Source organism: Streptomyces sp. NPDC058646, from assembly GCF_042716875.1.
Classification (GTDB): domain Bacteria; phylum Actinomycetota; class Actinomycetes; order Streptomycetales; family Streptomycetaceae; genus Streptomyces.
Map to the genome: position 1 here is coordinate 1 of NZ_JBHXRK010000052.1, position 21,805 is coordinate 21,805.

17 protein-coding genes and 10 pseudogenes are annotated in these 21,805 nt (G+C 69.2%); 11 read left to right on the forward strand and 16 right to left on the reverse strand.

From position 1 onward, the window contains the following. A pseudogene (locus tag ACFWUZ_RS34880) lies at positions 1 to 372 on the reverse strand (hypothetical protein); the annotation flags it as partial. Positions 373 to 1,131: 759 nt separating this feature from the next. On the opposite strand from ACFWUZ_RS34880, the gene ACFWUZ_RS34885 reads away from it, so the two are divergent. Then, on the forward strand, positions 1,132 to 2,049 hold the full coding sequence (locus ACFWUZ_RS34885) for an integrase (RefSeq protein ID WP_384381944.1): 918 nt from the start codon (positions 1,132 to 1,134) through the stop codon (positions 2,047 to 2,049). A 13-nt stretch (positions 2,050 to 2,062) separates the two neighbouring features. Here the strand turns inward: ACFWUZ_RS34885 and ACFWUZ_RS34890 are convergent, their stop codons facing one another. The 4 genes and pseudogenes from ACFWUZ_RS34890 to ACFWUZ_RS34905 form a co-directional block, all read right to left on the reverse strand. Continuing rightward, on the reverse strand, positions 2,063 to 2,446 hold the full coding sequence (locus ACFWUZ_RS34890; protein WP_384381946.1) for a barstar family protein: 384 nt from the start codon (positions 2,444 to 2,446) through the stop codon (positions 2,063 to 2,065). A 100-nt stretch (positions 2,447 to 2,546) separates the two neighbouring features. Beyond that, positions 2,547 to 2,993, reverse strand: a pseudogene (locus ACFWUZ_RS34895) (ATP-binding protein); the annotation flags it as partial. Continuing rightward, positions 2,989 to 3,279 (reverse strand): annotated as a pseudogene (locus tag ACFWUZ_RS34900) (transposase); the annotation flags it as partial. The pseudogenes ACFWUZ_RS34900 and ACFWUZ_RS34895, both read right to left, overlap by 5 nt. Next, a pseudogene (locus tag ACFWUZ_RS34905) lies at positions 3,276 to 3,514 on the reverse strand (PRC-barrel domain containing protein); the annotation flags it as partial. The pseudogenes ACFWUZ_RS34905 and ACFWUZ_RS34900, both read right to left, overlap by 4 nt. Here ACFWUZ_RS34905 and ACFWUZ_RS34910 point away from each other — a divergent pair. Continuing rightward, positions 3,404 to 3,691 carry a hypothetical protein gene (locus ACFWUZ_RS34910; RefSeq protein ID WP_384381978.1) on the forward strand — a complete coding sequence of 96 codons (288 nt, stop codon included), beginning with the start codon at positions 3,404 to 3,406 and terminating at the stop codon, positions 3,689 to 3,691. The pseudogene ACFWUZ_RS34905 and the gene ACFWUZ_RS34910 sit on opposite strands and share 111 nt — an antisense overlap. A gap of 411 nt (positions 3,692 to 4,102) precedes the next feature. Here the strand turns inward: ACFWUZ_RS34910 and ACFWUZ_RS34915 are convergent, their stop codons facing one another. Next, a complete protein-coding gene (locus tag ACFWUZ_RS34915) occupies positions 4,103 to 4,963 on the reverse strand; it encodes a helix-turn-helix transcriptional regulator (protein WP_384381948.1) in 861 nt (286 codons plus the stop codon). 176 nt (positions 4,964 to 5,139) lie between these two features. Here ACFWUZ_RS34915 and ACFWUZ_RS34920 point away from each other — a divergent pair, with 176 nt between their 5' ends. Continuing rightward, a complete protein-coding gene (locus ACFWUZ_RS34920) occupies positions 5,140 to 5,964 on the forward strand; it encodes an alpha/beta fold hydrolase (RefSeq protein WP_384381950.1) in 825 nt (274 codons plus the stop codon). A gap of 148 nt (positions 5,965 to 6,112) precedes the next feature. Here the strand turns inward: ACFWUZ_RS34920 and ACFWUZ_RS34925 are convergent, their stop codons facing one another. Beyond that, complete coding sequence (locus ACFWUZ_RS34925) at positions 6,113 to 6,442, reverse strand: helicase associated domain-containing protein (protein WP_384381974.1); 330 nt, start codon at positions 6,440 to 6,442, stop codon at positions 6,113 to 6,115. A gap of 233 nt (positions 6,443 to 6,675) precedes the next feature. Here ACFWUZ_RS34925 and ACFWUZ_RS34930 point away from each other — a divergent pair, with 233 nt between their 5' ends. Beyond that, complete coding sequence (locus ACFWUZ_RS34930; protein ID WP_384381952.1) at positions 6,676 to 6,798, forward strand: hypothetical protein; 123 nt, start codon at positions 6,676 to 6,678, stop codon at positions 6,796 to 6,798. 147 nt (positions 6,799 to 6,945) lie between these two features. Then, positions 6,946 to 7,071: pseudogene (locus ACFWUZ_RS34935) on the forward strand (LuxR C-terminal-related transcriptional regulator); the annotation flags it as partial. Positions 7,072 to 7,082: 11 nt separating this feature from the next. Here the strand turns inward: ACFWUZ_RS34935 and ACFWUZ_RS34940 are convergent. Continuing rightward, a complete protein-coding gene (locus ACFWUZ_RS34940) occupies positions 7,083 to 8,654 on the reverse strand; it encodes an alpha/beta hydrolase (protein ID WP_384381954.1) in 1,572 nt (523 codons plus the stop codon). 395 nt (positions 8,655 to 9,049) lie between these two features. On the opposite strand from ACFWUZ_RS34940, the pseudogene ACFWUZ_RS34945 reads away from it, so the two are divergent. Then, positions 9,050 to 9,340 (forward strand): annotated as a pseudogene (locus tag ACFWUZ_RS34945) (DUF3592 domain-containing protein); the annotation flags it as partial. 104 nt (positions 9,341 to 9,444) lie between these two features. Beyond that, positions 9,445 to 10,094, forward strand: a pseudogene (locus tag ACFWUZ_RS34950) (IS5 family transposase); the annotation flags it as partial. Between the two features lie 268 nt (positions 10,095 to 10,362). Here the strand turns inward: ACFWUZ_RS34950 and ACFWUZ_RS34955 are convergent. Together ACFWUZ_RS34955 and ACFWUZ_RS34960 are read right to left on the reverse strand one after the other, a co-directional pair. Next, positions 10,363 to 10,968 (reverse strand): hypothetical protein, encoded by a 606-nt coding sequence (locus ACFWUZ_RS34955; protein ID WP_384381956.1) that lies wholly within the window; start codon positions 10,966 to 10,968, stop codon positions 10,363 to 10,365. 404 nt (positions 10,969 to 11,372) lie between these two features. Next, positions 11,373 to 11,651, reverse strand: a complete 279-nt coding sequence (locus ACFWUZ_RS34960) for a hypothetical protein (RefSeq protein WP_384381958.1) — start codon at positions 11,649 to 11,651, stop codon at positions 11,373 to 11,375. A 1,277-nt stretch (positions 11,652 to 12,928) separates the two neighbouring features. On the opposite strand from ACFWUZ_RS34960, the gene ACFWUZ_RS34965 reads away from it, so the two are divergent. After that, positions 12,929 to 13,144 carry a chaplin gene (locus tag ACFWUZ_RS34965; protein ID WP_384381960.1) on the forward strand — a complete coding sequence of 72 codons (216 nt, stop codon included), beginning with the start codon at positions 12,929 to 12,931 and terminating at the stop codon, positions 13,142 to 13,144. 303 nt (positions 13,145 to 13,447) lie between these two features. Here ACFWUZ_RS34965 and ACFWUZ_RS34970 read toward each other — a convergent pair whose 3' ends face one another. After that, positions 13,448 to 14,323: a hypothetical protein gene (locus ACFWUZ_RS34970; RefSeq protein ID WP_384381962.1), complete on the reverse strand. Its 876-nt coding sequence runs from the start codon at positions 14,321 to 14,323 to the stop codon at positions 13,448 to 13,450. Positions 14,324 to 14,730: 407 nt separating this feature from the next. Here ACFWUZ_RS34970 and ACFWUZ_RS34975 point away from each other — a divergent pair, with 407 nt between their 5' ends. Continuing rightward, entirely contained in the window at positions 14,731 to 15,003 is a 273-nt protein-coding gene (locus tag ACFWUZ_RS34975; RefSeq protein ID WP_384381964.1) for an SBDS family protein, read from the forward strand. A 461-nt stretch (positions 15,004 to 15,464) separates the two neighbouring features. Further along, a complete protein-coding gene (locus ACFWUZ_RS34980) occupies positions 15,465 to 15,761 on the forward strand; it encodes a hypothetical protein (protein WP_384381966.1) in 297 nt (98 codons plus the stop codon). A gap of 166 nt (positions 15,762 to 15,927) precedes the next feature. On the opposite strand, the gene ACFWUZ_RS34985 is transcribed toward ACFWUZ_RS34980, so the two are convergent. The 4 genes and pseudogenes from ACFWUZ_RS34985 to ACFWUZ_RS35000 all read right to left on the reverse strand — a co-directional run bounded on the left by ACFWUZ_RS34985 (position 15,928) and on the right by ACFWUZ_RS35000 (position 20,180). After that, on the reverse strand, positions 15,928 to 16,815 hold the full coding sequence (locus ACFWUZ_RS34985) for a hypothetical protein (RefSeq protein ID WP_384381968.1): 888 nt from the start codon (positions 16,813 to 16,815) through the stop codon (positions 15,928 to 15,930). Between the two features lie 390 nt (positions 16,816 to 17,205). Next, positions 17,206 to 17,840: pseudogene (locus ACFWUZ_RS34990) on the reverse strand (helicase associated domain-containing protein); the annotation flags it as partial. A gap of 303 nt (positions 17,841 to 18,143) precedes the next feature. Continuing rightward, positions 18,144 to 19,235 (reverse strand): IS630 family transposase, encoded by a 1,092-nt coding sequence (locus ACFWUZ_RS34995; RefSeq protein ID WP_384381976.1) that lies wholly within the window; start codon positions 19,233 to 19,235, stop codon positions 18,144 to 18,146. A 34-nt stretch (positions 19,236 to 19,269) separates the two neighbouring features. Further along, positions 19,270 to 20,180: pseudogene (locus ACFWUZ_RS35000) on the reverse strand (IS5 family transposase). A gap of 74 nt (positions 20,181 to 20,254) precedes the next feature. On the opposite strand from ACFWUZ_RS35000, the gene ACFWUZ_RS35005 reads away from it, so the two are divergent. Further along, positions 20,255 to 21,460 (forward strand): hypothetical protein, encoded by a 1,206-nt coding sequence (locus ACFWUZ_RS35005; protein ID WP_384381970.1) that lies wholly within the window; start codon positions 20,255 to 20,257, stop codon positions 21,458 to 21,460. Positions 21,461 to 21,598: 138 nt separating this feature from the next. Here the strand turns inward: ACFWUZ_RS35005 and ACFWUZ_RS35010 are convergent. Continuing rightward, a pseudogene (locus tag ACFWUZ_RS35010) lies at positions 21,599 to 21,787 on the reverse strand (transposase); the annotation flags it as partial. Between the last annotated feature and the right edge of the window lie 18 nt (positions 21,788 to 21,805).

Consider the following 21,805-nt stretch of genomic DNA (forward strand, 5'->3'; position numbering starts at 1 on the left):
GATGAATCTTGCTGGTGAGTCCACCCCGGGACCTGCCGAGCAGGGCTTCTTTCAGGCGAAGCTTGCGTCTGCGTCGGATGAGCCGGCGCTCTGCCCGTCCGTTCTGTTCTTCCGGTTCGCCCCTTTTTGCCGGGCTGCCTCCTGCTCCTGCGCGGCTTCTTCCAGGGCCTCCATGAGGTGCTTGCTGACGCGCATCCCCGCCGCGTCGTGGTGGGCGCGGACCGTTGTGGAATCCACGCTGACCAGCGACAAGTCCGTTCTTCCCGCCCGGGCCCCTTCCGCGATCAGGCCTTCGAGCAGGGCGGTGAAAACACCGGCGTCCCGCCAGACGCGGAAGCGTCCGTAGACGGTGGCCCAGGGGCCGAAAGCGGCCTCCGTGCGAGGCCGCTCGATGCCGCCTATCTGACCCGGAGATGAGGGGCATCGTGGGCGTCAAACAGAGCGACTGCATCGGCTGCGGTGCCCCGGTCGGCTTCGTCGACCGGCGCTACTGCTGCCGCTGCACTGCCCAGCAGAAGGAGGACGAGGCCCGGGCCGCTTGTCCCCGGTGCGGACAGCAGCGCGTTCTCCAGGCGGACACCGGCCGGTGCATCACCTGCTCTCGCGTCTGCACCGCTTGCGGCAATCCGGTACGAAGTAAATCCTCGGCTCTCTGCCGCACTTGCCTGCGGGAGTCCGAGCGCGACGCCGCCAAGGCGCCATGCCCTCGCTGCAGCCGGCCCGGATATCTGCGCGAGGACACCGGCTGGTGCGGGCACTGCTCTCGTCCCCGGCAGACCAAACAGCCGCCCCGGGCCTGTGAACAATGCGGCAGAGTACGGAAGCACGCAGGGCTGGGACTGTGCACGGCCTGCTGGCAGCGTCACCCCGACCGCCCCTTCGTCCGGGCCGAACAGCTCATCGCCGAACTCGACAATCCCCCCCGCCTGGCTGCAGGACTTCACGACAGATCTCGCCGCCAAGTACTCCGTCGGCCGAGCCTGCACGATGATCACCTCCCTCGGGCGGCTTCTCCGGGACGGCCAGCCCAGCCTCTCCCAGTCCGTACTCGAACGTTCCCGCCGCCCGGGCCGCTCGATGGGCCCCCTTGCCCCTGCCCTGGAGGCCTTCTTCACCAGTCGCGGTCTGGCCATGGCCACCGACCAGGCCGAGCGGCTCGCGGCCGGCCGCCGGCAACCCCGTGTCCTCGCGGTTCCCGGCCCCCTGCGCCCTTCGGTGGAGTCCTTCTCCGACTTCATGATCCGCTCACGCGAGCGGTCCCGGTGTGCCGGAACGCTGCCCCGCACCGATGCCTCCATCGAAGCCGCACTGGCCATCGTCCGTGACCGCGCGCTGTTCCTTGCCGGTGAGCGCGGGAAGCACGACTGGGCACTGACCGACGTGCACGATCTCGAAGCCTTCCTGGCCGGCTCGCCGAAGGCCTGGAAGCGCCGGCTGGTGGTGCTCGGACAGTTCTTCCGCTTCGCGCGATCTCAGAAGATCATCCTCGTCGATCCCGCCCGCGGTCTGCCCGCCCGGGGACCGAGCGGGTTCACGGGTGCGACGCTCACACTTGACGAGCAACGTGTGCTGTTCCGCCGCTGGACAACGGATCCGGCCGTCCACCCGCACGAAGCCCTGCTGGGCATGCTCGCCCTGTTGCACGGTGCCTCAAGCCGCGAGGTCAAGATGCTGCAGGCTGTTGACCTCGACTTTCGTGCCCGGACCGCCCGACTCGGAGACCGCCCGCATCCGGTTCCTTTGGATCCCCCGTCTTGGGTGGCAGTGGAACGCTGCCTGGCCCACCGCGAAGACCAGCGGACGGACAACCCGCATGTGATGGTCACCCGCCAGGCGAAGTCCGGCCGGGGACCGGCATCCACCGCTCATGTCAGTCACGTCCTCGACGCCTGCGGCTTCCCACCCCGCATGATCCGCTGCACCCGACTGCTCGAGCTGGTCAACACCATGGACCCCAAGCTCGTCGCCGCCGCGTTCGGCATGGACCCCGAGGCCACCATGATCTATCTTGCCGATCACGTAGATGAAGTCCGTCTGCCGGATCGGTGACCTGTTTGCCTGGCTAACGAAGACGCAGGCCCCCCGGAAGTTCCTCTTCAATGATCTCGACCAGCCAGTCGAAGGCGGTCGGGCCACGTCCAGCGCGGGCTTCTGCAAGCCTGGCCCCCACGCGGACCTTGTTCGTCGGATGACAGCGGGCGAGCCACATCTCGAGCTGACGTGCAGTCTCGTGGTATGCCAGGTTCTGGCGGGAGGCCTCGTGATCACGCCACTCGATCACGAAGTCGCCGTCGTCAGGCGTCCCGAAGCCGCCGCGGAGGCAGTCAGCGAAGGCGTCAAGATTCCGGCCGAAGTATCCGCCGCAGCCGATGCTCTCGCCTGAGACCCGCCAGAAGTCCTCCAGCGTCTCGACCTGGCTGCCGTCCAACACGTATGTCACCGTCACAGCCCGCAGACTACGTCCGGCCCGGCGGCCTGCCCATTCGTTTTGAACCCGTGCTGTTCAGGCAGCACCTCGCACGGGTTCGCCGGAACGTGTGCGCTTTGCCGAAGGACTCGTTGGAGGCGATGGCGACGCTGTTCTTCTCCTCGCGTTCGGTCAGGACCTGGAAGAGGAGTTCGGCACCTCGGCGGTCGAGTTCCATGTAGCCGAGTTCGTCGATGCAGAGGAGGTCGACGCGGCCGTAGCGGGCGATCGTCTTGGTCAGGTGCTTCTCGTCGGCGGCCTCGACGAGCTCGTTGACCAGTTTCGTCGCCAGCACGTACTTGACTCGGTAGCCAGCCATCGCGGCCTCGGTGCCGAGCGCGATCAGCATGTGGGACTTGCCGGTCGCGGAGTCGCCGATCAGGCAGAGCGGCCGGCTCTTCTTGATCCATTCACAGCTGGCGAGGGTGTGGATGGCAGCCGCGTCGATGTTCGGATTCGCGTCGAAGTCGAAGGTCCGCAACGACTTGTCCCGGGGGAAGCCGGCCGCCTTGATTCGTCGTCGTGAAGGCGAGGAAGTGCTCGGCCTTGCGCTCGTAGCGGCGGTGCAGTTGACGGCAGCCAGCGAGCCAGGACATGGTCCTTTCGACGACCCATCTATGGTGGCCGAGCCGTTGTGACGACTCGATGCCCCTGCGGGCGATGCGGTGTTTGATGCCGCGTTCGCGTAACCATCGTCGCAGGTGGGCGTAGTCGTAGCCCTTGTCCGCGTGCAGCTTTCCAGGCTTGCGCCGCCGGCGACCGTGGCGCGAACGGATGGGCGGTATGCCGCGGACCAGTGGCTGAAGAACCTGTCGAACTCGGGGACGTCCTTGATCTGGTCCTTCGTCCGGTCGACGTAGACCTTCTCCTCGACCGTGTCGACATGTTGATTGTCCCGGCGGGCAGCAGCACGTGCTTGCCGAAGATCCACACCCCGTGTCGGACGACGAGGTAGGAGGCGCCGACCTCCTCGGAGTGCTTGCCGATGCTGCCGTCCTTGGCCTCGACCTTGTAGCCGACGATGTCGGTGCCCCGCTGGTACCCAATGTCCGGACGGTAGCCCCAGATGTCGAACTCACCGTCAGCGGCAACGCCGCCGCCATCAACCCTGGCGGCATCTACCACGTCGCCGGCACCGCGACGCTCAACACCTCCTCGGTGACCGCCAACACCCCCACCAACCGCACCGGAATCCCCTCCCCCGTCCCCGGCTGCACCGGGTAACCCCGCCCCGCCATCAGAGCGATAACCAGACTGGGCCGCAACCGCGCGGCATCAGGTTCTTGGTCTGTGCTGCCGGTGAGGGCGAGTGCCCCATGGTCGTTGGCGATACCGGCAGCGGGGTGGGCGGTGTTGGTGTCTGCTGCCTCGACGGGTGCACGATGGCGCGCCACCATCCCGGCGAGAACTTACTCGCCAAGGGCGAGGTCGTCCTCACCCCTCCCGGACCTGCGCGGGCACACGCATGGGACGAGAACGACGATGTCAAGACGCCCAAGATGCCAGTCCAGTACGGCCCCCGTGGCTTGGGTTCGATGGCAAGCATCCTCGGATTGCAGCGGCTTCCTATCCCGGCACAGCGCGTGAGCGCCGACGATTTTGAACCACTCACCTATCGTCCGCGCTGCCGGTGCGTCAGCCGGGTTGCGTGAACTGTTCGGTGCCGACGACCCGGAGGAGGTTCAGCCGGTCGGCCGTGTCCGTGCCGGGCGGGGGCGTCAGGAGCAGGAGGCGCTGGTCGCCCTCCGGGGCGAGGAGCACCTGGCAGTCGAGGTCCACGGGGCCGACGACTGGATGGATCACCCGCATGCGGCTGTGGCGGCGGACGGCGACCTCGTGCAGTTTCCACAGGGCGGTGAACTCCGCGCTGGCCTCCCGCAGGCGCTCCACCAGCCGGGTGGCGGCCGGGTCCCAGGAGCGCCGGCCGACGGCCGCCCGCAGGTCCGCCAGGTGGAGCCGGCTGTACTGCTCGTGTTCCCCGGCCGGATACGCGTCCCGCGCGGACGGGTCGGCGAACCATCGCCAGACGACGTTGCGGCCGTGCTCGGACACCGTGCACACGCCGCCCAGGAGGTTGCGGGCCATCTCGTTCTGGGCCAGCACGTCGCCCAGGTCGCTGAGCACCTGCGCCGGGGTTCCGGGCAACGCGTCCAGCAGGTGCAGCAGACCCGCGCCGACCTGGTCGCCGGCGACCCGCGCGGCGGGCGGGCGGTGTCCGGCGAGCAGGTGGAGGCGGTCGCGCGCGTCGTCGCCGAGGCGCAGGGCGCGGGCGAGGGCGGACAGCATCTGCGGCGAGGGCTGCGGGCCGCGGGCCTGCTCCAGGCGGATGTAGTAGTCGGCCGACATGCCCGCGAGCTGGGCGACCTCCTCGCGCCGCAGCCCGGGCGTACGCCGCCGGGGCCCGACGGTGAGGCCCGCGTCCTGCGGGCGCACCCTTTCGCGCGAACGGCGGAGGAAGTCGGCGAGCTCACGGCGGTCGATCGTCATGTGGATCATCGTGCCGGACCCCTCCTAAGCGGCCTGTCCCGCGGCAGGTCCCGGTGCAAGTCCCGTATCCAGGGATCGGCGGTCCCAGGTTCGAGGGGTCTCTCCCGCCCCTGGCTACGCGGCGGCAGTGTGGGCGGAGCCGGAGGGGAAACGCCCCCGCGCCCCACACACCAGGAGGAGCAGCGATGTGCACGACCCTCGCCCCCGCCATCGTGAGCGCCACCGTGCGCGTCGCCGACGCCGAGGTCTCCTACGAGCGCTCCGGCACGGGCCCCGCGCTGGTCCTCGTCCACGGCACCGGCTCGGGCGGCTCCGCCGTGAACTGGGGGCAGACCCGGCCCCGTTTCACCGCCGACCACACGGTGATCACCCCCGACCTCTCCGGAACCGACCGCACCACGGACAGCGGCGGCCCGCTGACCGTGGAAGGGCTGGCCGCGCAGGTCATCGCCGTCATCGAGGACGCGGGCACCGGGCCGGTCGACCTGCTCGGCTTCTCCATGGGCGCGCCAGTGTCCGCCACCGTCGCCGCACTGCGCCCCGACCTCGTGCGCCGACTGATCCTGGTCGCCGGCTGGGCCCACACCCAGGGCGACGAGTACCTGCGCAACCTCTTCACCCTGTGGAAGCAGCTCGGCGCCTGCGACCCGGCCGCCTTCGGCCGCTCCGTCACCATGACCGGCTTCAGCCGGGGATTTCTCAACGCGATCGGCCGCGAGCAGGTAGAACTCCTGATCCCGAACATGCCGCCCACCCCCGGCACCCTGCGCCACGTCGACCTCGACACCCGCGTCGACATCCGCGCCCTGCTGCCGCGCATCGAGGCCGAGACCCTCGTCATCGGCGCCACCCTGGACATCACCATCCCGGTCGAGAACAGCCGCGAACTGCACGCCGCGATCGCGCACAGCACGTACGCCGAGATCGAGGCCGGACACGTCGCGTTCTTCGAGAAGGAGGATGAATTCGTCAAGCTGGTCGGCGACTTCATCCGCGGCGGCCGTGCGTAGCACCGTTCGGGACGCCTCCGATGGTGGGGACCTCGTCCGCCCGGATCCGTGTCTCACCGATCCGCAGCCAGACCCGGACCGTCCGGCGCTCACCATGTCCGTCCGGTCGGGACGCGGCCTGTAGGGGGCCGCTCGTGGAGTAGTACGGCTACGCCCAGCGCATCCCGATCTCGGACAGCTGCTCCACCCGCTCCGGTGTCAGCGTGGCAGCCCGGCGTCGCTGGTTGGCGACCCACGTCCCGAGCTTCAGCGATACGCCCCGCTGCGCCTGGTCCTCACTGCCGTCCTCGCCGGCGGTGATCGTCTCGATGTGCTTGCGCGGCACCGTGAGGTGGCCCTTGCGCGCGAAGAACTGCTCGGCGGCATTTCCGATCTCTCGGTTTGGTGACAGCGGTGTGAGAGACAGTGGGCTCTGGTGTGTTGATGCTGGGCAGGGGCTGTTTCGGGGTGTGTGGTCACTGTCATGGATGTGAGAGATCGGGGTCTATCCACTGTCGTTGAGTGAGAGACGCCCAGGTCGCGTACTGACGTGAAAGCGAGAGATCGCATTCAGGTCCGAGCCGCTGTCCCCGCTGGGATACACCCGAGTCCACAAGTGCGACCTCGTGGGCTGGATGCGCCCGGCACCCGGCAAGAACCCGGGAGCCGCCGCGTGACCACGCCTGGTGGGCCGATCGTGTACCTGCGATCCGCCCTCATCCTTTCGGCGGCGTGATCGTCGCGGCTGCGGCCGGCATCTGGACCTGGCGCTTCGATCCGGCTGTCGCGGCCGGTACTGCAGTGGTTTCCTTCGTTGGAACCGGCATGTTCCTCAGCAGCATCATCGAGTCCTGAGGCGGCTCGACCCTACAGATCGGCCTCGCCGAGCCTCCGCATCCATGAGGCTCGGCGGGGCCGATCCAACTTCAGAATCTAGTAAGGGCGACGCGAGAGCGTCTCGCTGGATCTCCTCGGTGACAGCCATCTGGTGAAGGGCGGGACAGCCACACGGTGGCCCGCCAGATGTTCGTCTCCGAGCACACCGTGCAGGACCACCTCAAGTCGGTGTTCGCCAAGACCGCGACGAACAACCGCAGAATGCTGCTGACCCGCGCACTCGGAACGTGAACCGCGGGCCGCTACCCCGACTGCTTGACGCAGGTCCGGTCCCTCGCCGGCAGCTTGCCGGTGGCCAGGTACCGGTTGACCTGGTCGTCCACGCACGCGTTGCCGTAGCGCCCGAAGAGGGCGTGCCGGTTGGCGCCCTCGAGGCTGACCAGCCTGGAGCTCGGCAGCTGTTTGTGCAGCTCGACGCTTCCCTTGTACGTCGTACGCGGGTCACCGGTGGCGGCGACGATCAGGGCAGGGGCATCGCGCCGCACCCGGGTGGGCTCTTCGCGCGGCGAGTCCCAGAAGGCGCACGGGTTGATGTTGTTGGTCAGAGCGCCGAACAGCGGGTGCGCGGTGCGGTTGCGCTCGATGTCCCGCCAGTAGAGCTCGGGATCGCGCGCGGCGGCCACGTCCCCGCAGATCACGGCGGACTGCGCGCCGGTGGGCTCGCCCTCACCGCGCAGCACGTACCGGAGCTCCGGGACGAGCATCGGCGGCACCGTCGTCGGCCGGCCCTCCGCGGCTTTGGCCAGTACGGAAAGCAGCTCGCCGAACGACGCCCGCGCCGGGGCGGTGTCGTCCGCGATGCCAGAGAAGAGGAGGAGCGGCACCTGGCTGTCGTCGATCCGGAAGGCATCGGCGCCGGCGCCGATGGTCAGCGGACCGCGCGCGGCCGCCGCGACGATGCGGTCGACGGCGCCGAGCACCTCGGCGCGGCTGCGGCCGAGGCCGTAGGTGTCGTGGTGCTCCGCGGCCCAGGCGGCCCAGTCGGACAGCGCCTTCTCGTTCTCGTGCTCAGTGCCCTTCAGCAGCCGGGGGCGGTAGTCGCTCGGGTTGATCGCCCCGTCCAGCACCATCCGGTCGTGGCGGCCGGGGAACATCTGCGTGTAGACCGTGCCCAGGTAGGTGCCGTACGAGTAGCCCAGGAAGGAGATCTTCCGCTCGCCGAGAGTGCCGCGGATGACGTCCATGTCGCGGGCCGTGTTGCGGGTGGTGATGTGGGGGAGTACCGCGGCGTCGGTGGCCCGGCACTTGTCGGCCAGGCTCTTCTGCAGGGCGACCTGGCGGTCGAAGCCCGCCCGGCCGGTGCCGGCGGACAGCCAGGTCATGCCGACGGGCAAGCCGCAGTCCAGCGCGGTGCTGCGCCCGATGAAGCGCGGGTCGAAGCCGACGATGTCGTAGCGCGCGCCGACCTCCTTCATCGATGCGCGGGCCTGCGGCGGGGACTGGAGCGCGGGACCGCCCGGACCGCCGTTGTTGAGGAGGATCGCGCCGATGCGGTGGCGGGTGTCGGTGGCCTTGAGCCGGGAGATCGCCACGGTGATCGTGCGCCCCTGGGGGTCGGCGTAGTCCAGGGGCACGGTCAGGTCCGCACACTGCACGCCTGCCTGGTCCAGATCGCGGCCCGTGGTGTCGTCGGGGCCCTTGGTGCAGCTGCCCCAGCCGAGGTGCTGGCGGTAGTACCGGTCCAGTCCGGCCCCGGAGCTGTCCTGGGCGGGGGTCTCGGCGGCCGTGGCCAGGACGGGGGAGGACGTGAGGCAGGCGGCGAGGGTGAGGCCCACGGCCAAGGCGCGGCGTGCGGCGGGGCTGACAGTGGTCATGGGGTCTCCTTGAGCATCGTCCGCTTCGTGTGATCGCATGCCCCGAGGCTAGGAACCCGCCCTGGTAAGGCACATCGCCCAAGGGCACGAGGACCCCGGTCCCGTCCACCCCTGGTCCGGGACCTGCGGCCCGGTCCGGCCTCCTCCTCCGGGAGGAGACCGTCGGCGGGGCTGCGCTGAGGGCCGTCCCGGCCACGCGCCTGCCGCAAGGGGAGATCGCCGCACTGGCATGCTGTCAGGAGTTCTTCGGCTCCAGAATCGAGACGACCCTGTGCCTGCTTCCCAGATCCTCTTGCTCTTCGCATCGGTCTTCACCGCCGCGGGGTCGGTCATCGGCGTCGTCGCCTCCCTCAAGGTCCGACGCGTCCGGTTCCTGCTGAGGGAGGGAGGGCAGTACTGCGCGGGGCGTGGTGACCCGTCTTGAGGAGACCCGGATCGCGCCGGCCCCGGATGCCGGCAGCACCAGCCGGAGCGTCGGAACCACCGTGTACTACCCGGTCATCACTTGGAGCACGGGCGACGGCCGCGCAATGGAAACCAGGACGAACATCGCTCGACCCAAGGACAGGACCCTTCCCGTCGGTGCCCGCGTCGAGATCCGATACGACCAGGCAGACCCGTCACGCCGGACCCTTCCGGCCGAGGGCACCGCCTTCTGGTGGCTGTTCAGCGCACTGGGCGCGTAGTTCGTCGCGATGGGGCTGGGGTTCGCCCTAGGGCCTGTGTGATGTCGTGATCGGCTGCTGGGTTCTGCCCTCGTCGCGGGGTGGAATCCGGTAGGACTGGGGTTGTGACACGCAGGCAACTCACCCATGTCCAGCGGAAGTTCATCGGTCCGTACCTGCAGATCGGCAGGTACGGACCGTGCCCGGAGCGGCTGCGGGAGCAGTTCGAGGGGTGATCTGGCGGTTCCGTTCCAGTGGGCAGTGGCGGGAGATGCCTGCAGAGTTCGGCCCCTGGGCCACCGTCTACGGACGCTTCCGCGTGTGGCGGGACGCCGGTGTCTTCACGGCCCTGTTGGAAGGCCTGATCGCCCAGGGGGCCCGGGTGGGCAGAACGGACTTGCCGCTGGTCAGTGTGGACTCCACGACGGTCCGCGCTCACCACGACGCTGCGGAGATGCGGGTCAGCAAGCACCTCATGAAGGCCCTGGAGGCAGCCGTGCAGGAGCCGGAGACAGCCCGGCAAAAGGGGGGCGGCACGGAGGAACAGAACGGACAGGACGAACGCCGGCGGATCCGGCGCAGACGCAGGTTTCGCTTGAAGGAAGCCCTGCTCGGCCGGTCCCGGGGCGGACTCACGAGCAAGATTCATCTCGCCGCGGATCGCAGGTGTCGTCCGCTTGCGCTGGTTGTGACCGCCGGGCAGGCCGGGGACAGCCCGCAGTTCATCCCCGTACTAGGTCGGCATCTTGCTGCGGATCGGCCTTTGGGAGGCCCGCTGCCGAGAAGCAGCGGCTGCTGGTGCAGGGGCCGGTTCGGGCCATGCGGTCGATGGAGGCGAGCTGGTCTACGGGTGCCAGGCGATTTCGCCGAGACCGTCGAGGGTTCGCCGCCGGAGCGGTGTCGTCAGTGGCCCGCGCTACGGTCGCCTTCGCGGCAGGGCGCGTGGCATGCCCCCAATCTTCGGCACGGGGACCACGCCTCTGCCGGATTGGGCGGGCCGACACTGCCCCGGCGCCGGGACGGCGGCGCCGGGGCCCTCTGGCCTACATTTTCTTACAGGTGACCTTGGCGCCGTGGTAGGGGAAGGTGACGGTGTCGCCCTTCCATCCCACGCTCCACGGCGACAGCTTTTCGCTACCGTCTTCGCCAAACTCCATGCCCATCAGATCTTTCGGCTCTGCGGGCACACCGCTGACGTGGTACGGGCCGTCGTCGCCCTTGACATCCAGCTTGCCGCCGGAGAGCTGCCACGTCCCGGAGCTGCCCTCGCGGCCGCCATCGCTCACCTGGTAGGTCCCGTCTCCGACGGTCACCGTCGCGGAGATTCCGCGGCCACCGGCGGCGATCGTGCAGTCCCAGGTACCCTTCGCGGCTTCCTCCAGGGACTTCTCCCCGGCGCAGGCAACCACGGCGAGTGCCAGCGGCACCCCCACCGCTCCGACGGCCACCCGCTTCGCCCAGTGCTTCATATTCCGGCTCCCCCAAGGTCGTTCTGTCTGTTCGTCAGGCGAGCCGGAACCTACCTGAAATTGATCAAGAGACACGAAGTCAGCCGTTGCGGAAGCAGGCGCGGACCAGGCAGCCGAAGGCTCCGTGACGTTGGCGGCATCGCCGCGATCTGCCAGCTCGTTGTTGAGCGGAATGTTCACGGACAAGGCGGTCCTGGAGCTGGGCCCGGTCTTCAAGGGCTGCGACTGCGGCTCCGGCGGCGAAGAGTAGCGGCCGGACGGCCCTTTGCGCCGGCGTCAGCGGAACCGGGCGCGCCCGGCCGGGCGCCGAGGGACGCAGCAGCGTTAGGCACCTCCGCAGCGAGTTCGTTGCCGACAACGTGCCCGTCACCTACCGGATAGTCCGGCCCACATCGCCACTCTCCGCAGGGCTCCCGCCAGCACGCCGCCCTGGCTGCCGTCTGTGTGGCAGGTGATCGGCTGTCTTGACCGGCCCGGCGCTCCAGCGGTGTTCGTCCTCGATGGCGGGCGCCTGGCGGGGAGTTCGCGGCGGGCGGCGAGGAGCACGGCGGTGGCCCGGGCGTGAGCCGCGTCAAGCGTGTTGGTCAGCAGAGCGAGGCCGAGCTGGTGGACCCGGTGACCGGTGAGGCTATGCGCGGTGAGTGCCCGGTGAGGAACTGCACGGCGAAGTCGATGACGGCGCAGGCGATGCTCTCCGCCGCGTCCGGCCCGGACTGCGCCCACGTCCGCCGGGAGGTCATCAGGACCCGCCCGAGGGCCTCCAGGGCGAAGGTCTCCGTGGACGGCTCACCGGCCTCCGGGCCGGGCAGGGTGGTGACCGGGACGACGATCCGCTCGATGACGTCGACGAGCAGCTCGGGCATTCGCGGCTCGGTGCCCAGCGAACTCGCGGGCGGCATCGACGTTCACCGGCCTCGGCGGCCCGGAGGTAGCCTAACGCTCTGATCGCCGCATGCGGGGTCATCGGGGCGAGCGGCAGGGCGGTGGTCTCGGGCATGCCGGCTCCTCACGTACGGGCCACCGCGCGGATCGCGACGGCCCCAGGTCCCGAGACTGGGGGAGCGGTCCTGTGGACAGAGTCCGGTGCCGGAGGGGGGAGAACTCTCCTCCCTGGATCAGCTTCAGGAGCGCGGCGCCGACAGGGCGGGTGGGGAGGCGGCAGGGACGGAAGGGTGAGTGCGGCGCGGCTGCCCGGACGGCCAGGCGGTGTCTCGGCCACGGACAAACCCAGCCGTCAAGGGGGGTGGTCATGGAGGGATCGGACGCCCGTCGTCGTGATGGTCAGACGGCGGTCAAGGGGTCCTTCTTCACGGTGGCCCCGGCCCGCGCGCACTGCAGCGTGTGGGCTGGACCTGTCACCGATCCGGCCGCGATGGCCGGAGGACCACGAGGATCCGATGACCACTGCCCCTCCCCCGCACGCTCCGCCCGCCCCGGCTGGCACAGCCGCGACGGGGGGCCCGCTGTGAGCCCTGCGGCGAGCCACGCGCGCAGCCCCGCAGCCGTCGGCCACCGCCTGAGCGTTGTCGCTGATCAGAACCCCAATCCGCCTGCCCCGGCCCGGTTGCCACTCCTCTTCTCCCAGTACTGATGTGCCTGGAGAAGCGTCCCGGCCCCGGAGGAAGGCGGCGGCGAAGGCCGGTGCGGACATCCGCGACGAGGTTCTGCTGGCCCTGGCCCAGCTGCGCCGGGCCACACCCCGCCAGCTGCAGGCGCTGCTGCTGCCGCACCAGCAGGGCACCGACCATGTACGCCGGGCGCTGCGCAATCTGCAGGGCGAGTCCCCGGCTCTAGTCCGAATCAGGGCGGAGGTCCGGACTAGACGGGATAGATGCCCAGCCGTGGGTGCATCGCGCGAGTTCGACGCCCTGCCCGCGCAGCCAGGCCCGCAGGGCGATGGCGGCGCGGATGCCGGCTCGGGCGGTCGCGGCCTGGGTCAGGCTGAGCGGACGCTTCTCGAGCTCACCGGTTCGGCCCATCGTCCGTGACGGGCGGGTGCCTCCGGCCGTTGTGGGGGACGTCGTCCAGTGCCGTACTTTCCCGCGGCAGAATGAGTTCAAGGAGATCTTGATGTTCCGTTTCGCCAAGGCCGTAGCCGTTACCGCCGCCGCTGGTGCCGTCCTGGCAGGGGGGGGCCGGCATGGCCGCCGCCGACGCCACGGCAGAGGGCGCTGCCATCGGCTCCCCGGGTGTCCTGTCCGGCAACGTCGTCCAGGTGCCCATCCACATCCCGGTCAACCTGTGCGGCAACACCGTCAACATCGTCGGCCTCCTCAACCCGGCCTTCGGTAACACCTGCATCAACAACGGCGGCTCGGACGGGCACCACAAGGCCGACCACCCCGGCAAGTACTGATTCAGGACCGGTTCCCGGATCTGGTGGCCGCCGCCGGTGTCCCGTCTCACCGAAGGTTGGTCAGTCTCACCGAACTTTGACCACTCGGCCGTTTGTCTCATCGAACTTTGACCGCCGCAGGTCAAGGGCAGTGGCCCCCGGGCCAGGCAGGTGCTGACAGCGACGAGGCTGGCCATACGCAGCTGGGCAGCGAGCTCGAAGGTCAAGGTTCGGCTCCGACGGGATTCATCACCACGCAGGCGATGCCATACGCCCGCTCATGGAGTTCAGTCTCCGAGCCAGGTCAGGACCGGCCCGACCGAGTCAGCGGGAATCCGTTGCGTCGTCCTCGGCCGGGCCGGGGGCTGCCGTGCTGTCGGCGGCCTGGCCGGCGGCTCGTTCAGCGCGGAGTTCTTCGGCGACGTCGTAGGCCCGGCCGGGGTCGTAGACGGTGACCGAAGTGCCCGGGCTATACATCGCGCTCGTCCGGGGCGTGTACCGATAGATTTCGACGCCGCGCTCGGCGGCTATGCCGTCGACCTCGCCGACGGGTACCCGCCACAGCTGGGCGGTGTGGGACTGGGTCCACCACTCGTCCGGACGCAGGAAGTCTCGCTGGACCTCCGTCTGACGCTCCACCGGCACCTGGGCCTGGCCGAGTTGCTCGGTCAACCAGCCGGTCAGCTCCTGTGCGTCGACCCGGGAGAGCGGTGCGAACGGCGCCGGTTCGCACTCCACCGTCTCACTGCGGGTGTGAAACACCACCTTGATCGACCGTCGCTGCCCCAGCCTGAGTCGCTCGATGACGACGGCTCGCCGCAGATCAGCCATCGCCGTGGTCGACGAACGCAGAAAGCGGGCGATCACGAACTGGGCCGGAGTTCCCAGGGGGCGGAGCTCGACCCACCGCACGCTCAGGGAGACCGTGGCGAACAGCATGGCCGCGGCGAGCACGACCACCGCGACGACCGTGAGCGTCAGTAGGACCCAGAAAATGCCCCAGATGAGTGCGTTCCCCCAGACCACGGCGGGCACCAGAGCGGCCAGCAGAAGCGGGGCTGCGACCACCGGCGGGACCATGATGCTCCCGCCGAGCGCGGCAGCCAGCTCGCGGCCCCTGCTGCGCACGAACACCAGCCGCCATCCGGCTGTCACGGGTAACACAACTTCCGAAAGCGAGGCGGGACGCCGAGTTTCCATGACGCAAAGGTAGGACCCTGCGGAGAAATGCGTAAGACCGCAGCGAGCCGTACCTTCTCGAGGTGGAAACCGCAGACGACAGTGCGCCGTCCGGCCACGCAGCGCCTCCCAGGCCCGGGGGCCATCTGCCCTTGACCTGCGGCGGTCAAAGTTCGATGAGACAAACAGCCGAGTGGTCAAGGTTCGGTGAGACTGACCAACCTTCGGTGAGACGGGACAGCCGGGCAGCTGCCCGGCGGCCTCGGGCGGACGGGGCGCAGCAGGGGCGTTGAGGACCGGCACAGGGTCCCGGGGACGTGTTAGCCCGGCGGGATGACCCAACTACCGCATCGGCCGGTGTGGGCGATCTTGTCCTGGCAGACTGCCAGGCGTCCCCGGCATCCATCCCGAGAAGGGAACCAACACTGATGACTGAGTCGAAGAGGGTTCATTACGAGACGAACAACGACGTGGACTTGATCGTGATGGTGAGTGACGCTGACGTGTACAAGAAGTGGTTGAGCGACTCCAACCTCTCTCTTACCGAAGTCGTCGCCTCTTTCACCGTTTTCACCACCGACGGAGGGTTGTATGGGCACCTTAGGCCCGTCTCCACAGCTCTTTTGGAAACCGAACTCGGTACCGGTGATCAGTATCAACAATTCACCGCGATCCTCCGCAACGGTACGCTGCTCCGCTGACCGGAGTCGGTCCTTGTCCGGCCGCGTGTGGGGCCCAGCCTGGCCCTCTGCGGGGCCGCCTAGCGGCGCGGCAGGGCTTCCCCGCCCCCTCCCGGGCGCAAGGCACCCTGAGAGGTGCTCTGGGGGCCGTCTACGGCCGTAGGTTGCCTGGGGGTACCTCGGGGAGGGCCTGCGGGTCTGATGGGGGCGGCTAGGGTCGGGTTCAGCTCGCGCCGATATAGCGTGCGCGGGCGAGGCCCGGTGCCCGACAGAATGCACCATCGTCGGTTCTCAGCCGTTCCCCCCGGAGTGCCTGCTCGGCGATGATCTCCGATGGAACGCCCTGACCAGGAAGGCAGCGGGCCGTCCTGTGAGGAGAGATCAAGTCTGACGCCACGCCCAGCCCTGAAGAAGTTGTCGACCTCGGTGCGATTTCCGGATCCGGGGACGGCTCTACGGGGCCGGCTCTGGGGTCGATCCCGGTGACCGAGATCCACCCAGAGGCCGACAGCGGTCTGACGGTGGTCGAGCGGGCCGATGTTAAGGCGGAGGACGTGGGCATGTTCAGCGTCCGGTACAGGGGATCGGTGCCCACGCTGGTCCTGACCGACGGCACGATCGTCCCCTCGATCATCACCGTCGTGGACGGGTCCGGGAGTGTCCTGGCGGAGTACGAGGCGCGCCCTGCCCCGATGCGGATCACGAGCCGGCTTCCCGAAGACCAAAACGAGCTCGGCTGCGCCACTCCCGACTGCAAGCCCATCAGCCTGACCAGGTAGGCCCACCGGACCGGTGCCCAATCGCCCCGCCCCGGCTATGGAGCTCGGCCGGCCGCCGCCACGTCCGGTCGATGCCCAGGTCGGTGAGCGCGGCCAGCTGGGTGGCGTGCTGTCGGTCATGGCGGCCTTGCGGTTCTTGAGCCCAACTTCCCGCGGCCGGTTTCGGCTAGTCGCCCGCCTGGCGGCGGGCGACGAAGGGCAGGTCATGTCCCTGCGGGTTGCACTCGAGGACCGCGGTGTCTTCGGATCGGTCTCTTTCCCACAGGGTGATCACCGTGGTCCCGCAGCCGTCCAGGCGGGTGTCGAAGAAGACGTGGCTGCCGGTTACGTAGTCCCCGTAGATCGGGTACTCATCGCGCTCCTCGATCGATCCGGTGTGCGTGGTACGCGTTTTGAACGTGTAGCACCCGGCGTTGGAGGCGGCCGTCCAGTAGATCTCGTCCCTGCCACCGCCCTGGTCGCCAACCGCCTCGTGGCAGTAGAAGGTGTCCCATTCCAGCCTGGCCCGGAACGGTTCACGCGCCTGGAGGCCGTCGGCCTCATCATCGCCCTCGCCAGTGAACGTAGTGACGCCGTAGCCGTACTCGGCCAGCGCCGCGGTGAACTCCGGCGTGTCGACGCTCCCTCCGTCGGCGAGCCTGGCCCGGTCCACCACCGCAACGTTCGGCATCTGGGCGATCCGCGGCAAGACCTCCGCTACCGCAGCCAGGTAGCTCTCCCGGTCAAAGCCCTCCGACAGGCTCCGGGTGCCGACCGCCTGCGGCACGATCGCCACCGACCGCCCCTCAGAACGCTGCTCACGGTAGATACGCCCGATCGCGCCCACCTCGTCCTCGCCCAGCACCTGCTGCAGCGGAGCCAGGATGGACCGCTCCAGCTCGGTCAGCTCCAAGCCCTGTTCCGCCCGCGCCGCAGCGTGCAACCACACTCCCGAAAGCAGATTCACCGAGCCGCTCTTGGCCACACGGCTCGCCCCAGCCCCCTCCACGCCCATTCCGGACAGCAGCGCCTGCCACCGCCCCAACCTCTGCTCCCGCGCCTCAGCGGTGATCATTGCTTCATCCGTCACGGCCTGTCCCCTGTCTGTCATACGTACACGCACCGGACCGTGCGGCCCGGCCCATACACGACCCTGGAAGCGCACGGCCACTTAGGGGGCAGCTGTGCGGATAGGCGGATATCGCCTCTGTGTAGCTGGCCAGCCACCCGTCCCAACAGGCTCTCGGTGGACATCTCACCCGTGCGGGCGGCTCGATTCACCGCAGAAACGAGCCTGCGTCCCGCCCTTGAGGGTCGAGGTTGCCGCCCTCTCCAGAACCCGGCCAGGCCCCCGCTGCCGACGTCGGCGCGAAGCCGTCACGCCCACCTGGCACCCAGTTTTTGCAGAGCATCAAGTTGTTCCTGGGTGAGCTTGTCGCGCCTCGTTTTGGTGTTGGAGATCTACGATTGCGGTCAGCTGTGCCGCGCGTTCCGCTGCCTGGTCCGGGTCTTTGTCCAGGCCGTTCTGGGCGCCCTTGTGTCGGAGGTTGGCCATGTACTGCCCGATGGGCACCATCTCGTCGTCCTCGCCCACACGCCGTCTTGCCGGGGTGCGAGGTGTCCGGTGGCGCGGTGATAGGAGCGGAGTGCGGCGAGCTTGGTCCCATGCCTCTTCGCCCGGCTTCCAGACCATCCCGGCCTCCGGCGGGTCCAGCAGAGTCTTGCGCCGCTCCTCGAGCTTCCCGGCGCGCAGGGCCTTGCGCTGCTGGTGCACCCACCGCCCGAGCGGGAAGTCCTTGGTGACGCCGACTTCGGTTTCGGTGTCGTACGGGACGGTCTACAGGCCGGTGATCCCGTTTTCCGCCCGCCAACGGATCAGGGCCTGGTAGCCCTCCAGCCACACCGGCGACTCCGGCCGGTACACCCGCGTCCGCAGGAACGGGGCGGTGGTGGCCGCGTCCCGGGGAGAGGAGAAGTGGAGCAGGGCCGACTCCGCGGAGGCGTCAGCGCCGTCCTCCTGATCCTCGCCCTCCCCGCCGGCTCCGACGATCCGCCCGTCTCGTCGCGGCGCAGGGGAACCTTGCGCTGGTCGTGGGTGAGCCCGGGGGAGTCGTCCCCGTCTCCTGGTGCGGCGAGCACGGGGACGCGGTTGGTCCGGTGGTGAAGTGGCACCCCGGCGGCGGTATCCGGTGCGCGGAGCTGGCCCGCAGGCGTACCTGCGCCGTGGCGGAGGCCGCACCCTCGGCGGGCGCTGGCGGTGTCCGATGACCTGGCAGTGCCCGTTCTGGTTCGGCGGCCCGGCCGGTGGATAGGCCGGCCGGACGGATGCCCGCTCCTACGGCTGGCGTGGCGGGGAGGAGCGGGCACCGCCTGGTGCTGTTGTTGGTAGGGGCGGGTGGGGGCCTAGTGACCTGAGTCAGAGATTCGGTGGCAGTAGGCGGCGACTTTGTCGAGGATCTCGTCGGCGGTCTTCGTCCAGACGAAGGGCCGGGGTTGGTCGTTCCAGTCGGTCAGCCAGCCACGGATGTCGCGCTCGAGGGCCTGGACGGAGCGGTGGACTCCGCGCTTGAGCTTCTTCGGCGTGAGCTCGGCGAACCACCGCTCAACCAGGTTCAGCCACGACGCACTCGTCGGCGTGAAGTGCAGGTGGAACCGCGGGTGCGCCAGCAGCCACCGCTTGATGTCGGGGGTCTTGTGGGTCGCATAGTTGTCGAGGACCAGGTGGACCTGAAGATCTGCCGGGACCTCCTTGTCGAGTTTGGTCAGGAACTTCTTGAACTCGACGGCCCGGTGGTGGCGGCGGAGGGAGCCGATCACCTTGCCGGTCGCCACCTCCAGGGCCGCGAAGAGGGTGGTCGTGCCGGCCCGGATGTAGTCGTGGCTGCGGCGCTCGGGAACACCGGGCATCATCGGCAGGACCGGCTGGGACCGGTCCAGGGCCTGGATCTGCGACTTCTCGTCCACGCAGAGGACCAGAGCCTTCTCCGGCGGGTCCAGGTAGAGGCCGACGACGTCACGGACCTTGTCGATGAACAGCGGATCCGTCGACAGCTTGAACGTCTGCGACCGGTGCGGCGCCAGCGCGAACGCCCGCCAGATTCTCGAGACCGTCGACTGCGACATACCCGTCGCCGCCGCCATCGACCTCGTCGACCAGTGCGTCGCGTTCTTCGGCGTTTCCTCCAGCGTTTTGACGATCACCCGCTCGACATCCGCGTCGGTGATCTTCCGCGGCACACCCGGCCGCGGCTCGTCGCCCAGCCCGTCCAGACCATGCGCAAGGAAGCGCCGCCGCCAGGTCCGCACCGTATCCGGCGCGACCCGCAGCCGGCGCGACACCTCCATCACCGAGTGCCCCTCCGCGCACTCCAGCACGATCCGCGACCGCTGAGCCAAAGCCTGAGCCGTCGAGCGACGACGTAACCAACCCTCCAGCACAACACGCTGGGCATCAGTGACCGACAACGGCGGAATCTTCGGACCAGGACGACTCATACCCAAACCAACGACAAACCTCAGACTCAGGTCACTAGGCAGTGTCTGACAAATGATCACGGACTGGTTTCGCGGAGCCAGAGGATCAGCGATGCCAGGACGACTCCGGCGCGGTAGCGGTCGGCGAGCTTGTCGAACCTGGTCGCGATCGCGCGGAACTGCTTGAGGCGTGCGAAGCATCGTTCGACGACGTTGCGCTCGCGGTAGACCTCCTTGTCGAAGGCGGGCGGCCGACGCCGAGGCGCCCTCGGCGTCGGCGGTTGGCCGCTTGGTCGCGGCGCTCGGGGATCGTGACGGCGATGCCGCGGCGCCGCAGCAGATGCCGGATCGCCCGGCTGGAGTAGGCCTTGTCGCCCAGGACTCGGGTCGGTTTCGTGCGCGGGCGGCCGGTGTCGGCGCGCGGAACGCGGATCCCGTCGAGGACCTGGCCCAATGCGGTGGCGTCGTTGACGTTGCCGGGCGTGAGCACGATCGACAGCGGCAGGCCCCGGCCGTCGACCGCGAGGTGGATTTTGGTGGTCGGCCCGCCTCGGGACCGGCCGAGGGCCTGGCGCGTCTGCGAGCGGCCCGGACCTTCCAGTTCGTCCCCGTCTGCGGCTCCCTTTTACGTGCGCCGGCAGCGTGCTGGTGGGCACGGTTGACCGTGGAGTCGATCGCGACGGTCCACTCCACCCGGCCCACCGCGTCGTCACGGACCTGCACATGCTCCAACAGCCGTGCCCACGTGCCGTCCGCCTCCCAGCGGGCAAACCGCTCGTAGACGGTCTGCCACGGCCCATACCGCTCGGGCAGGTCACGCCACGGAGCCCCGGTCCGCAACCGCCACAGCACACCATTGACCACCTGCCGGTGATCACGCCACGGAAGGCCACGCCCATCCACCTGCGGCAACAAGGGCTCTATCCACTCCCACGCCGCCTCCGTCAACTCACCTCGACCTGCCACAAGATCAATTATCAGACAGGCCTTAGCATGGGCACGCCATCCCCCGTGCCGTGTCCAGCCGACGGAAGACACCCATGCGCCTCCAGCGGATATCCGCCGCGGCCGCGGCCCTCGCCGCGCTCACCACCCTCGCCACCGCCTGCGAGGACTCCCCCAAGCCGGGCCCGCCCGCCGCGAGCCCCTCCGCGAACGCTCGGGGCGCCGCCCCCGCCTCCCCCACGGCCGCCGGCGCCGCGCCCGCCACGCTGGCCGGGGCGCAGGCCCACGTACAGCAGTACACGTCCTGCGAGAACCTCAGCACCGACCCGAACGACAGCCGGGTGCCGCTGAGCGGGTTCATCGGCGCCGGGGACTGGGGCATCACTGAGCGCGGCGTCTGCACGGACAAGAAGGCGCGGGGCGAGATCGTCCTCTTCCTGACCCCGGACATGAAGGCCTTCCAGCAGGCCGCCAAGGACAACGCCGCGAAGCTGCTCGCCGAAGGCCGGGACAACACCGACCTCGCCAGCCGCACGGTCGTGGGCAAGACCTTCGCCCTGACCGCGCTCAAGACCGCCACCGCCGTGTCCCTGGTCGACCCCCCCAACTCCGACCTGCGCATCCTGAGCTGCAACCCCGACGTCTTCGTCCCGGAGGGGTTCAAGAAGGAGAAGGCCCTGGTCGAGGGCTGCTTCCTCACCGACTACGTCAACAGCCCCGACGGCCAGGGCAGCCCCCACCGCGGGGCGGTCCGCGACCCCTCCACCGAGGGAGCCGCGAAGCCGGGCCAGCCGTCCACCGGCAGCCTGGGCCTGCCGAGCGCCGGCAGCATCGCCGAGCTGAAGAAGCTCGTCAGCCCGCACACGGTCGACTGCACGAGCATGAAGGTCACCGACGAGCAGGTACAGTCGATCGACTACATGCCGGTCGTCGACGGCCCCGCGAGCGCTTGGGGCGTCAAGCAGCGAGCGGTCTGCGGCCAGCTCGGCGGAGAGCGGCGCGCGCACAACCTGAACTGGCTGGACACCGTCTCCGACATGAAGACCCTCCAGACCAAGGCCAAGGCGGCGCAGCTGTCCGACCTGAAGGACGACGGGCGCCTCAAGGCCACTGCGAGCAAGCTGCTGGTCGGCACGAACATCGCCGTGGAGACCAACAACGCGAACGTCCGCCGCGGGCTGTACCAGCTCCAGTTCCTGTACCTGAACTGCGAGACCGGCTTCACCGCGCCGGCCGGCTACCGGCTGGAGAAGGCCCAGGTCGAGGGCTGCGTCCTGACCAACTACGAGCGCCCGAGCTGACACACGGCCGTCAGGGGCGTGCGCGGCGCGCCCTGGGGGGTATCGACTGAGGTGTTCCGCCATCCGCGCACCAGGAGCCGCCATGTCACTCTTCATCCCGGATTTCGACGACTGGTGGTCGTCCGCGGCGGCGTACGACCAGACGGTCTGCCACGGCCCATACCGCTCGGGCAGGTCACGCCACGGAGCCGCGGTCCGCAACCGCCACAGCACACCATTGACCACCTGCCGGTGATCACGCCACGGCCGACCACGCCCATCCACCTGCGGCAACAAGGGCTCTATCCACTCCCACGCCGCCTCCGTCAACTCACCTCGACCTGCCACAAGATCAATTATCAGACA

Coding starts and splice junctions, on each gene's coding strand:
- ACFWUZ_RS34885 (WP_384381944.1), top strand. CDS start 1,132: ATGGCCACCGACCAGGCCGAGCGGCTCGCGGCCGGCCGCCGGCAACCC.
- ACFWUZ_RS34915 (WP_384381948.1), bottom strand. CDS start 4,963: ATGATCCACATGACGATCGACCGCCGTGAGCTCGCCGACTTCCTCCGC.
- ACFWUZ_RS34920 (WP_384381950.1), top strand. CDS start 5,140: ATGTGCACGACCCTCGCCCCCGCCATCGTGAGCGCCACCGTGCGCGTC.
- ACFWUZ_RS34940 (WP_384381954.1), bottom strand. CDS start 8,654: ATGACCACTGTCAGCCCCGCCGCACGCCGCGCCTTGGCCGTGGGCCTC.
- ACFWUZ_RS34960 (WP_384381958.1), bottom strand. CDS start 11,651: ATGCCCGAGCTGCTCGTCGACGTCATCGAGCGGATCGTCGTCCCGGTC.
- ACFWUZ_RS34965 (WP_384381960.1), top strand. CDS start 12,929: ATGGCCGCCGCCGACGCCACGGCAGAGGGCGCTGCCATCGGCTCCCCG.
- ACFWUZ_RS34970 (WP_384381962.1), bottom strand. CDS start 14,323: ATGGAAACTCGGCGTCCCGCCTCGCTTTCGGAAGTTGTGTTACCCGTG.
- ACFWUZ_RS34975 (WP_384381964.1), top strand. CDS start 14,731: ATGACTGAGTCGAAGAGGGTTCATTACGAGACGAACAACGACGTGGAC.
- ACFWUZ_RS34985 (WP_384381968.1), bottom strand. CDS start 16,815: ATGATCACCGCTGAGGCGCGGGAGCAGAGGTTGGGGCGGTGGCAGGCG.
- ACFWUZ_RS34995 (WP_384381976.1), bottom strand. CDS start 19,235: ATGAGTCGTCCTGGTCCGAAGATTCCGCCGTTGTCGGTCACTGATGCC.
- ACFWUZ_RS35005 (WP_384381970.1), top strand. CDS start 20,255: ATGCGCCTCCAGCGGATATCCGCCGCGGCCGCGGCCCTCGCCGCGCTC.